The following is a 12,582-nucleotide window of genomic DNA, read 5'->3' as shown; positions in this document are numbered from 1 at the left end:
TCCTATTTCCGCGCGTATCTCACGGCCATGGAGACAAGTCCATATGTGAGATATCCTGTACTACGCAGTACCTGTACCGCTGGATTTTTCATTTGAGAATATACCTCTGGGAATTTTTCCCTGATCTCTTTTTCCATCGCCACCATCCTGGTTTTATGGCTCTGTGGAAAACTGAGATAGATCTTATACTGGCTGACCGCCAGTCTCGCCGCCATATCGCGGATCATTTCCGCAGCGGCGCATGTCTTATGTTTGTCGTAAAAATCCATAATCCGCTTCAGTACCCGCTCATGCTGGCTGCAGCGCTTCATCATATTTTCGATGCTCATGCTCTGTGTGCTCATACCGATCCGGTACTGATACACAAAATCCGGGATTGCAGAGACCGTCTGGATATATGGGAGCGGGAAGATCACATATTCCGCATCCACATAAAAGCACTTTTCATCCAGCCTCTCCGGCTGATTTCTCAATACAGATGTCTTATATGTGATCGCATGCATTTTAGCAAAGATGTGGTCTTTTACTTCACTAAACGGGATATCTTTTCCATACTCGATTCCCGGGCAGATCTCACTGACTTCTTCTTTTCTGTTTTTCGTTTTATCGTCGACCCAGTGATAATTAGAGAGGACCATATCTGCATCCGTTTTCTGCAGATGCGCGAGGAAATTCTCAAATGCTTTCTGATCGACCCAGTCATCCCCATCAACCACTTTGAAGTACTTTCCTGACGCTTCCTCGATTCCGCGGTTCACCGTGGATCCATGTCCACCGTTTTTCTTATCGATGATCCGGTAGATTTCCGGATATTTTTCGACGAATTTTTCCGCGATCTCTCTGGAATTATCCGGGGTCTCATCATTGACGACCAGCACCTCCAGAGCTTCTTCTGCGCCCGGAACAAGAAAAGATTTCAGGCATTCCTCTATATAATTTGCCACATTATACATGGGTACTGTTATCGTTAAAAGTTTCATATCAAATCCTCTTATTGTAACCTCTCAATAATAGCTTTACAGGCCTACGCAGTTGATACACCAGCCACAGGAAATCAACTAACGGACAGTTAACAGGTCAAAAACTGTTCGGTTGATACGCCAGTCACAGGAAAGCAACACTAATATGTTCCTCCGGCAGTAATCAAACCAGTACGCTTCCTGCTGCTGTGCAATCTGAGTCTCAATTGGCTTGACTCTCACTTATGTTTCCTCAACTTCTTATCATACAGATATTTCCGCACTCCGTTGGGCATCAGGCTCACAAGCACACGAGCCACTGTCATCGGAAGAAATTCCCCAAATGTGATCACCTGATACCGATACATCTTCATCCGGAACTCAACAATATATTTTGCATACTGGATTCCTCCCCGGCGCTGATGCATTCCATTCACGCGCATGTATAACAACGTATCCGAAAGATTTGCAAGCACCGCCTGATCCCGATACATCCGCACCCACAGATCATAATCCTCAAAATACGGACACGGCTGATATCCGCCGGAGAGCTCCACACTTGATTTCTTGAACATCACGCATGGGTGATTGATCGGATTTCTCTGTTTGATATACCTGAAAATCTCCTCCGGCGTCTGCGGAACAGTTTTATAGGAGGTAACTACCTTTTCCGCCGCCTGTACATCCAATGCGTCTCCCTGAAACTCCGCAATCGTCCCACTCAGCACATCCACGTCCGGGTGCCTTTCCAGATATTTCAGCTGCTTTTCACACCGATCCGGCGCCGCAAGGTCGTCTGTATCCATCCGGGCGATCCACTCGCAGGTACAGTGGCGGAGACCTTCGTTAAGAGCCTTTCCGAGTCCCTGATTCTCCGTGAGACGGACGACCCGAAATACTGTTCCCGGCATGTCCCGCTTTCCATCCGGCATCACACGATCATTCATATCTGTTCGTGTGCTCCGTGGAGTATCTTTTGAACAACTGTCTTCATATTCCAATATCACCGCGTCTAACGCTGCCGTCAAGGGTCCATCGCATACCAATACAATTTCTGTCGGCAGAACTGTCTGATAAAAAATACTGCTTAACGCTGCCCGGAAGTATTCCGGATTTTCTTTCTGATATACAGACATCAAAACTGAATACTCTTTTTTCACGATACTGTTCCACCCGCAAATTTTTCTTCTATGTACTTATCAAATTCAGCTTTTGTGTAGGTATGCACTTCACGAAAATATAAATGCTCGTACCGTTCTAAATCAAATCGGATAAGTTCCTCATTTCCCTTACTCAAAAAATATTTGCCAATTGCAGTTCGTGACGGAGAATCCAGCACTGCCTGTTTCTTAAGCTGATTAGGCTGTGGATTCCTTTCTTCATTATATACCACGATAAAATCCAAGTGTTCTCTTGTATAAGATATTGTTCTCTTCATAAGATCACACAGCATCAGTAGACTATCACGAGCTTTATCTTTTACATTTCGCTTATCAACTTTTCCGTTTTTAAACTCAACAAACGCTAAGTCTTCGTCCATTTGAAGCAACGCATCTACTGATGCCGCACATATCTCCGAAAGTGCTAGGTCATTTGTATACTTCGTTTTGATTCCATCAAAATTTATCACTTCCAGCTGAGATTCTGTCATAAATTTGACATTTTTAGGATCACTATTATCTTTTGAACATTCTTTTAATGTAGATTTATAATCACTAAATACATCATATAGATTATGATCACTCATAGTGATACCTCTCATTTTCCAATTCCTGTAACGGTCTTGCAAGCTTACTGTAAATTTTTTCAACGCAGTCCGTTACATCTTTTATCTGAGACACCTTATCTACATTTTCAGTAAGATAATATTTACACTTTTCAGAAACCTGATATTTGGCAGAATATACTTCAATCGCATTAAGGAAATATGGACTGTGAGTGTTCAATAATATATGAAGCCCAAATTCCCTATGCAGGAGCACAATTAGTTCTGCAAATAGTAGTTGCCATTCCGGATGCAAATGAATTTCTGGTTCATCCAAAATGATTGTACCATTGGCTTCAATATAGTTGTTTGTCAACAGACTTTTTAAAATTGCAAATGTTTTTAAACCAGTCGACATATTTTTTACATCCAAGCGATACTCTCCCACCCGATACCCAACGGAGGTTCGCTTATCCCTTACAACATCGCCTTCACAAACTTTTGAAATTTTTTCGTAAATCTGATCAAATTTCTCGTTTGTTACAATCTCATCGACTACATTCAGATTTCTTGATGCGACTTTCAAGCAAGTCTTCAAATGTGTCCTATGGTCTGGATAACGCGGTACCCCAATCCACATGCGACCAGATCCCCCTGAAAGTTCATCTAGCACAAACGGATCATCAATATAGATTGCCTCGGTTCCTAGTCTGATGGGCTTTATTACATCCATCACTCTATCTTTCGATATAACCACCTCTGTGCTCTCATTGCGGATTCCGAGCTGAATAGAGCTTTCATCTTCACAAAAAACATTTCCTATTTGACCACAAAATTCTACGTCGAGATTCTTTTGCAGAATGCTTTTTAGTATCTCATCATCGGGTATTAGCAGAATCTTTATTATCCGATCTGCAGTGGCCTCAATTGCATCTTTTGAAATAGCTTCGGGAATTCTGTTATCATACGCTGCAATAGCATCAAAAATCTCTTTTTTTAACTCGTCTCCTGTTTCCTTTTTCTCATTAAAAGTAATTACTTCTTTCGCCAACTCACTCGGATTAATATAAAAATACTCATCGAGTAGTGATTCTCTGAGCATCGACTGAAGTTGATTATATATACTCCCCTCTCTCTCCGATGCAAGTTTTTTGTCTATATTGTAAAAACTGTTAAACACAGAAAACAGTGCTTTTCCAACCGTACTTTTTCCCGTATCATTCTCACCCGCAATGACCGTGATACCATTAATTTCTACCGTGGCATTCTGCACTTTTCCAATGTTTTTCAATACCAGCTTCATATATTCCTCCTGATTTGAAATCTGCTACATTTCCTACACTGTACGACCTGTAACCAATTTTGCCGGCACTGTGCGTTCCAGATAAGCAAATCCTGCTGCCTCCACAATATCACACAGAATTTTCATTTCAGAAAACTCCTACATATTTGCAGTAGCTGAAATCATGCCTCATACCAATTAATTATATGCCCCCTACCGCTTTTCATACGTTTCCGGCGTATAATGGATCACTCTCGTACCGCTGTTCTCAAACTCAAAGGGAACATATAAGAGTTCTTCCATCGCCTTGTGAACTGCTTCCTGCTTATCCGGCTCCACATAGAAGAGCAGGAATCCGCCGCCGCCAGCACCGAGAAGCTTTCCGCCAAGCGCGCCTGCTACCATTCCCTTTGCGTAGAGACCATCAATGGAATCTGTGGAAATTCTATTTGAAATTCCACGTTTCAGCTTCCATGTATAATCAAGAAGTCTTCCGAATTCATTGAGGTCTGTCTTGGATGTGAGAACCTTCTCCGCGTCATCCACCAGAGACAACATCTCAAGAAGCTGCTTCTGCTTATCTACCAGTGCTTTTTCCGTTGTCTGCTGGATATCGGAAGAAAATCTGGAAAATCCGGTAAAAAACAGCATCAGGTTCTGGTTTAACTGCTGCTTCCTCTCCGGGGAGATAATAACCGGATTTACCTCATATCCGTCGGCATTGAAGTTGATACGGTTCAATCCACCGAACGCCGCCGCGATCTGATCTTGAACGCCGCCGCTCTCGTTGCAGAGAACTCGCTCCAGATAGATCGCGTCATCTGCAAGCTTTCTCTTATCCGCGTATTTTCCCTTCAACGCATAGAACGCGTTTAACATTCCAACCGCGAAGGAACTGCTCGTTCCAAGTCCGGATCTTGCCGGAAGGTCTGCCTCGTAGGTAAGGCGGATCTCCTGCATATCCAGGTATTTCATCGCTTCGCGGATCGCCGGATGATTGATATCGTTGACATCCGTCACGCGCTCGATCTTTGAGTAGGAAAGCTCTGTGGAATAATCGAAAAAGCGCGGTAAATGGCGCACATTTACATAGCAGTATTTATCAAATGTTGTTGAGATTACGGCTCCGCCGTGTTCCTTATAAAAGTCCGGAAAGTCAGTTCCGCCTCCGAAGAAGGACATTCTAAAAGGGGTCTGTGTGATAATCATAATTAACTCCTAATTACTTGATAAGTTATGCATCTATGGAACCATCTGTCATTTCCTGGCACATAAATGTTTAACCATTTACGTTTAGATGATCCTGTATTAATGCTTTAATTCTTCGCAACAGTTCAATATCATGATACTTACTGGTTTATAAACCAGTCTTGTCTTTATCGTTTCAGTAAACCAGTCTGGTATTCTCAGTTCTCAAATGAGTTTTACCATCCTCAATCCATCTGCAAAATTTTCTCTACAGCATCCAGAAGGTCCCTGCAGACAAGATCCGGCTTCACATCATATTTCTTATCGTTTCCGGCCTCACCTGTCAGTACCAGCGCCGTACGCATTCCTGCGTTGATCCCGGTCTGGATATCCATCGTCGTATCGCCGATCATCCAGGATCCCGCGAGATCAATATTATACCGCTCCACCGCCTTCTGGATCATACCAGTCTTCGGCTTTCTGCACTCGCACGGGATCTTATAAGCCGGATTCTCCTCCGGATATCCCTTATCCGGGTGATGCGGGCAGTAGAATACATCATCCAGGAACACTCCCTCTTTTCCAAGAAGTGTTTCCATTTTTTTATGGATATTCTCTACATCTTCGATCTCACAGAGTCCCCGTGCAACCACCGGCTGGTTTGTGATAACGATTCCAAGTCTTCCGGACTGGTTGATCTTCCGGATCGCGTCGACTGCGCAGTCTTCCAGTGTAAAGTCTTCTTCTTTGTACACCAGACCTTTATACTGGTTGATCGTGCCGTCCCGGTCCATAAAGATACAACGCTGCTTATTTCTAAGGCATTTTCCCGCAATTACACCGCGCTCAATATCCGCCAGCGTCTGGTTTACGCGGTCCACAGTGCCGACATCCTTTACGTACTCTGGAGAACAATACCCGTAGATCGGCTCTCCGGCCTCTAACATGCCCTTAATCACATCATTCTCAAGGTTCCGTTTCACCGGCTCCGGCACATAGTCACAGATCTTCTTTTCAAATACAAAAATACCTGCGTTTACGCAGTTCTTATACCAATAATCCCGCACATTATGCTTGGAATCAAACGCCGTGATCTTGTCATCTTTGTCGAGCACAAGAAGATCCGAATCAAACGGATGCCCATTCGGATGTACAAACAGCGTCGCCACCGCACCTTTTTCTTCATGGAAGCGGATCATCCGCTGAAAATCGATATCAAAGAACAGATCTCCGGACATCATGACAAACCGATCCCCGTGGATCATATCCTTTAAATAATAGAAAGATCCCGCTGTTCCAAGCGGCTCTGTCTCCTCAAAATACCGGATCGAAACACCAAATTTTTCTCCATCACCAAAGTATTCCTTGATCTTATCGCCAAGATGTCCGATCACCATGATAATATCTGTAATTTCGTTCTCCTTCAGCCGCTCCACCTGCCATAAAAGCAGCGGCTTTCCGGCAACCGGAACCATCGGCTTCGGAATCTCGTCCTTTGTAAGTGCTGCCAGTCTCGTTCCCTTTCCACCGGCCATGATGACTGCCTGCATCATAATATTTCCTCCCATGGGGCAGAAATCTGCCTGCCCCATTATTGTCTCATATGTTTTATTTACTTACTCAGTCTTTCTTTTCTTCACTGACCGCCGTCTTCCTGCATCCAACACCCATAGCAAGCAGCTGCAGAATAATCGGCATAGCGATCGGCAGATTGATATTAACAGTCGCCTGGATCATGTATGCTAAAACAGCCAGCATAACCGCCGCAACGACCGGCTGCTCTTTCATTCGCTTTGCCATAGCCACAACAGAAGACATCATAAATACAATATAAGATGCCATACCGGCGAATCCAATGGTAACTAAATAATGCAAATACTCGTTATGAGCGCTGTCAAAGATAACCATCTTTCCATTCTGCATGTCCGCCGGGAAATAGTACTGCATGAGAAGCGCAAAAGTATCTGCGCCGTATCCGAATACCTTCTGAATCGGAGTCAGTTTCTTCGTAAAGATCTCGACTGCCCGCTTCCATACATAACCACGCTGTGTTCCCCAGTTATCATCAAAAACGACATAGGAACTGATCGCACCGTATTTGTCCGCATGTCCCGCTGCGTTTGCGTCATAGAGTACAAAAACAACCCCAAGGCACACAACAGCAATAACGCCAAGCCAGATATAAACCGCGATCTTATTCATCTCATCAGAGCTTGTGCGGTTCATCAGCGCCTGCGGCTTTCTGCTCCTAGCAACAAGTGCTGCACTCGCGATCCAGAGAAGTGCCGCAAGAACCGGAAGGAATTTCTGCTTTGCAATCAGACCAAACGCACTGTCGATTCCAAGTACAGAAGACGCATATGCCTGGTTGATCCCATTGATGCAAAGGATCACCGTAACAAATGTGGCTGCGGAGATCACATATCTGCGGAGTCCTGTCTTCGTCCTGAATAACCATAACGGAGCCAGGCCAAAGATCGCCGCTAAGGACAGGTACGCGTTATCACTGGTACCCATGATCAGTGCAAAGCTTGATAATACCATATTTCCGAAGTACCAGAGCATTCTCTTCTGGTTCTTCTCCTGTGTGAACAGAACCATCGAAACAGCTAAGAGTGCCGCCACATAAATCGTATAAGTATTGATGTTGCCAAATGTGGATGTGTAGATTGCTTTCTGTTCATCCATCATGTTTACCTTAAATCCCAGAATATCCATCTGGAAATAATCCGTGATTCCAAATACGCATACAAAGATACCGACTGCAAGGAATGCATCCAGATACCATTGTTTTAATTTAAAGAATCTGGTTACAAGAAAGTAGGAAGCCATGTAAACGGTCATAAGAAACACGCCATTATAACGTCCGGATGTCCCCCAGAACGCTTCCCATTTCCAATCTTTGCAGAATATCCAAGAGAGCACATTGCAGATCCAGAATACCAGCATTGCCCAGTCGCACACATTCATGCTCTTTCTCCATGTCTGGAAATTAAACTTTGAGAACCACTCGATCATCTTCCCGCTCGCCAGGCCATATCCGCCCATGATCACGAGTGCTGCGATTGCAGCTGCACTATAAAACTGATATTTTGTCTCCAGAATATCAAAATAGAAATCGTGGAACACCAGCGGAAGCACGCAGAGAACGATCAGCGTAAATGCCCCCATGATCAAAGCAACATTATCCTGATAGCTGCTTTTCGTCTCCTCTTTCTTCTTTATTCTGTTTGCCATGAATTTACTTCCTTTCGTCACCTCATAAAAAATCTATTATATTATAACATCCTTCGACTTTTATAGCAACTTGCCCCGGTGGGAATTTACTTCCTTTTTGTGAAATTATTCTTAATTTTATCTTCCCGTTCCTCTCTCCCATCTCCTCCCCCGTCTGATTTTCCCCACTCCCGCAACTTGTGATAATTTTACTTATCGGAAGTATAATGGCTTCGTAATGCAATTAGGAATTTCAAAAAGCGTTTCAAAAAAACAAAAGGAGAGTGCATTAATTATGAGAAAGCAGACTAAAATTGCTGCAGTAGTATCCGCAGCAGCTCTGTTAGCATTAGGCGCTTCCATGACATCTTTCGCAGCTTCCAAGGGAACCTGGATGATGGTTGATGGCGAGTGGCAGTGCTACGACAAAAACGGTGACGCATACGAGAACGTATTCTGCTCCAGCAATGGTAAAGAGTACTATGTAGGTGAGGATGGACAGCTCGTTCGTTCTGCATGGGTTGAGTACGACGGAAACTACTACTTCGTAAACAGCGCTGGTGCTAAGATCACAAACGACTGGAGATTAACAACTCCGTACGATGACGAGAGCGCTGATGAGGAGTGGTACTACTTCAAATCCAATGGTAAGAGAGCTGAAGGCGAAAAGGTTACTTACAAAGGAAAAACATACTACTTCGATACAGACGGAAAGATGCTCACAGGTTGGGTAACAACAACAAGTGATAAGAAAGAAAACGTTAACGAAGCAACAGACTTCGAAGATGGTCATACATTCTACTGTGACGAGACAGGTGCTCGTGTGGAGGGTGCATGGATTAAGGATACAGCTCCGGGCGTATCTGATGACGATGCCGATGAGGATGAGTACTGGTACTATTTAAAGAAGGCAACTGGTAAGCCGGCAACAGGCAAACAGTCCAACATCAATGGTCAGATTTACCTCTTCAACAAATATGGCCAGATGCAGTATGGTTGGGTAGCAGAGGCAACTGATTCTGACGTTAAGTTCCTTCGTCTTGACGAGGATGACAACGAGATCGCTATGGAAGAAGCAACAGGCAAAGTTTACTACTGCGGCGACGAGGATGACGGACACGCTAAAAAGAATAAGTGGACAAAGACATGGCTTCCGGACAACACATCTGAAGAGGATGATGACAAAGAGTGGTTCTGGTTCGATAAGGACGGTGTACTCTTCAGAAGCGGCGAAAACAAAGGTTCTGCAACAGCATCTGACGCTTGGAAGTACAAACTTGATGAGGGTACTCTTAAGAAAGACGCTAATGAATCTACAGGTGTTATCTCCAAGAAGAAAGTTAACTCCAAGGATTACTGGTTCACAAAAGATGGCGTAATGCTTTCTAAGTTCTACTTAATCAACGATGCTATGTACTACTTCGGTGGATCCGATGACGGTTCCATGAAGACTGGTTCTCAGTCCATTAAGGACAATACTGGTGATACTTATAAGTTCTACTTCTATACAAAAGATCAGGCTGCATCCTACAAGACTCCGGATGGTAATCACGGTCTTAGCAAGGGCGCTGGTGTAGTTGGTAACCAGGGCAACAAGCTTTACTGGTATGGTCTCCAGATTCAGGCTGATGATTACAAGTATCAGGTAGCTACAATTAAGATTAATGGTACTGATTACAGCTTCATCGTTAACTCCAATGGTACAATCCAGCACTCAGCAAATACAGAGTATAAGGAAGACGGCGATGTATTAGTTAAGACTGGCGCTTATACTCAGAAAGACAAAGATGGTAAGGACGTTGTTATTCCGACAACATTCGTAAAAGATGGTCAGGCTAAATACGCTATCGAAGATACAAAGACTATCAAGAAAGATGTTATCGATGTAAATCTTGGAAACTTCTTCCAGTAATCTATTCAATAATATCTTGAATTAGAAATTCTAATTGCAAAACGATTTCAGGCAGGGATTATTTCCCTGCCTGATTTTGCTATATGAATGCTGATTACACAATTCAGGCGAAGATTTTTCTCCATCTGTTTACGTTTATACAAAAATTATGCAAAAAATGGGCAGGAATCACTTCCTGCCCATCATGTTTGCAATTAGAATTTCTAATTTTAATTAATCACTTGGATTACTTACCCTGAACGAAACCGCTCATATCAATGTCATTAACATTCTTAGATACAGTATCCCAGTTGTTAGCTTCATTGCTGATTGCATACTTGAACTGACCGTTCTCTACAAACTTAGTTTCTGTAGATTTTCCTGCAATCTTAATACCTGTTGCGATTAATACATCGCCATCCTCTTTATACTCAGTGCTCTTGGAGTGCTGAATTGTACCATTGGAGTTAACAATGAAGCTGTAGTCTACGCCATCTTTTGTAATTGTAGCTAACTGATATTTGTAATCGTCAGCCTGGATAAGCATACCATAGTAGTAAAGCTTGTTGCTCTGGTTACCTACTACACCGGCACCCTTCTTGTATCCATAAGTATCCTTTGTATAGAAGTAGAACTTATAGGAATCACCAGTGTTGTCTTTTACTGTCTGAGAACCAGTCTTCATAGAACCGTCATCAGATCCGCCGAAGTAGTACATATTGTCACCAATCATGTAGAACTTAGCAAGCATAACACCATCCGGTCTGAACCAGTAATCCTTGGAGTTAACTTTCTTCTTTTCTACACCAGTAATGCTACCACCATCATAAACGAGGTCGCCCTCTTCGAGTTTATACTTCTGAGCCTTTACAGTAGCGTCAGAACCAGATGCTCTGTAGAGTTTACCGTTCTTGTCGAACCAGAACCACTCTTTGTCATCTTCCTCTTCTTCTGTATCACTCGGAAGCCATGTCTTTAACCATTTATTCTTCTTTGCGTGTCCATCATCCTCATCACCGCAGTAGTAAACTTCGCTGTCTGCATACTCGCTTAAGAGGATCATATCCTGCTCTTCATCTTCCTTGTCTAACTGAACAAAGTTCTTTGTGGAAGAATCAGAACGAGCTACCCAGCCATACTGCATCTGACCTTCCTCGTTGAAGAGGTAGATCTGACCATTGATGTTGGACTGCTTGCCTGTTGCCGGCTTACCGGTAGCTTTCTTTAAGTAGTACCAGTACTCGTCTGCATCTGCATCGTCATCGTCTGTGCCCGGCTCTGTGTCTTTAACCCATGCACCCTCTACACGAGCACCTGTCTCGTCACAGTAGAATGTGTGGTCTTTCTCATAACCAGTAGCTTCGTTAACGGATGTTGCGCCGTCACCAGTTGTTACCCAACCTGTGAGCATCTTTCCGTCTGTATCGAAGTAGTATGTTTTTCCCTTGTAAGTGATCTTCTCGTTCTCGGCTCTCTTACCGTTGGACTTGAAGTAGTACCACTCCTCGTCAGCTGTGTCATCATCGTACGGAGTTGTTAATCTCCAGTCGTTTGTGATCTTAGCACCGCTGCTGTTTACAAAATAGTAGGAACCATCGTAGTCAACCCACTCGGAACGAACAAGCTGTCCGTCATCTCCTACGTAGTACTCTTTACCATTGCTGGAGCAGAATACGTTTGTATATGCGTCACCGTTTTTGTCGTAGCAATACCACTCGCCATCAACCATCATCCAGGTTCCCTTGGAAGCTGCGAAAGATGTCATGGAAGCGCCTAATGCTAACAGAGCTGCTGCGGATACTACTGCAGCAATTTTAGTCTGCTTTCTCATAATTAATGCACTCTCCTTTTGTTTTTTTGAAACGCTTTTTGAAATTCCTAATTGCATTACGAAGCCATTATACTTCCGATAAGTAAAATTATCAATAGTTTTTTTACAAAAAATGAAGAATTTCTAATAAAAGGAACTATCTTACTTCGCTTCCAGAAATACTCTGTACCTCGAATACACTGGTATTATAGTATATTTTCTTAAGAATTTCCATACCTTTTTTGTTTTAATTTTCTTACGAAATTCTTACGCAGATGGCGATTTTGGCTGTTTTTGTATAGATATTAGTACAATATGCCCATTTTGCCACTTTGTGGCAGCTTTGTGGCAGGACCGTGTCATTATCGCATGTTCATTTCATTACATATTCTAATATATTTTGAACATAGTATTTCCATGTTCAAAATATTATCTTGTATTATCAGAAGTACGTGATATAATGTTCATATACATCTATTATTTTTTGTTTTTTGAACATGTTCATTTTATCAGTTTCTTCCTTATTATTAA

9 protein-coding genes are annotated in these 12,582 nt (G+C 43.0%); 1 reads left to right on the top strand and 8 read right to left on the bottom strand.

The annotated features are described in order from the left end of the window. Positions 1-2: 2 nt before the first annotated feature. From DXA87_RS07525 to DXA87_RS07495, 7 genes are all read right to left on the bottom strand, one after another. Positions 3-980: a glycosyltransferase family A protein gene (locus DXA87_RS07525; RefSeq protein ID WP_015552287.1), complete on the bottom strand. Its 978-nt coding sequence runs from the start codon at positions 978-980 to the stop codon at positions 3-5. 218 nt (positions 981-1,198) lie between these two features. After that, complete coding sequence (locus tag DXA87_RS07520) at positions 1,199-1,906, bottom strand: glycosyltransferase (protein ID WP_348982211.1); 708 nt, start codon at positions 1,904-1,906, stop codon at positions 1,199-1,201. A 209-nt stretch (positions 1,907-2,115) separates the two neighbouring features. Beyond that, positions 2,116-2,706 carry a hypothetical protein gene (locus DXA87_RS07515; protein ID WP_015552285.1) on the bottom strand — a complete coding sequence of 197 codons (591 nt, stop codon included), beginning with the start codon at positions 2,704-2,706 and terminating at the stop codon, positions 2,116-2,118. After that, complete coding sequence (locus DXA87_RS07510) at positions 2,699-3,967, bottom strand: AAA family ATPase (protein WP_015552284.1); 1,269 nt, start codon at positions 3,965-3,967, stop codon at positions 2,699-2,701. The genes DXA87_RS07515 and DXA87_RS07510 overlap by 8 nt, the downstream gene beginning before the upstream one ends. 192 nt (positions 3,968-4,159) lie before the next feature. Further along, positions 4,160-5,155, bottom strand: coding sequence for a kinase (locus tag DXA87_RS07505; protein WP_015552282.1), 996 nt, complete (start codon positions 5,153-5,155; stop codon positions 4,160-4,162). A gap of 224 nt (positions 5,156-5,379) precedes the next feature. After that, positions 5,380-6,687 (bottom strand): HAD-IIIA family hydrolase, encoded by a 1,308-nt coding sequence (locus DXA87_RS07500; protein ID WP_015552281.1) that lies wholly within the window; start codon positions 6,685-6,687, stop codon positions 5,380-5,382. A gap of 67 nt (positions 6,688-6,754) precedes the next feature. Continuing rightward, a complete protein-coding gene (locus DXA87_RS07495; protein WP_015552280.1) occupies positions 6,755-8,371 on the bottom strand; it encodes an O-antigen ligase family protein in 1,617 nt (538 codons plus the stop codon). 274 nt (positions 8,372-8,645) lie between these two features. Here DXA87_RS07495 and DXA87_RS07490 point away from each other — a divergent pair, with 274 nt between their 5' ends. Beyond that, positions 8,646-10,262, top strand: a complete 1,617-nt coding sequence (locus DXA87_RS07490) for a hypothetical protein (protein WP_158553045.1) — start codon at positions 8,646-8,648, stop codon at positions 10,260-10,262. Between the two features lie 226 nt (positions 10,263-10,488). On the opposite strand, the gene DXA87_RS07485 is transcribed toward DXA87_RS07490, so the two are convergent. Continuing rightward, positions 10,489-12,072 carry a hypothetical protein gene (locus DXA87_RS07485; RefSeq protein ID WP_158553044.1) on the bottom strand — a complete coding sequence of 528 codons (1,584 nt, stop codon included), beginning with the start codon at positions 12,070-12,072 and terminating at the stop codon, positions 10,489-10,491. Positions 12,073-12,582 lie beyond the last annotated feature (510 nt).

Origin of the sequence: Desulfotomaculum sp. OF05-3 (genome assembly GCF_003435535.1) — a bacterium.
GTDB classification, from domain to species: Bacteria; Bacillota; Clostridia; order Lachnospirales; family Lachnospiraceae; genus Pilosibacter; species Pilosibacter fragilis.
This window is presented reverse-complemented; position numbering and strand designations above follow the sequence as displayed.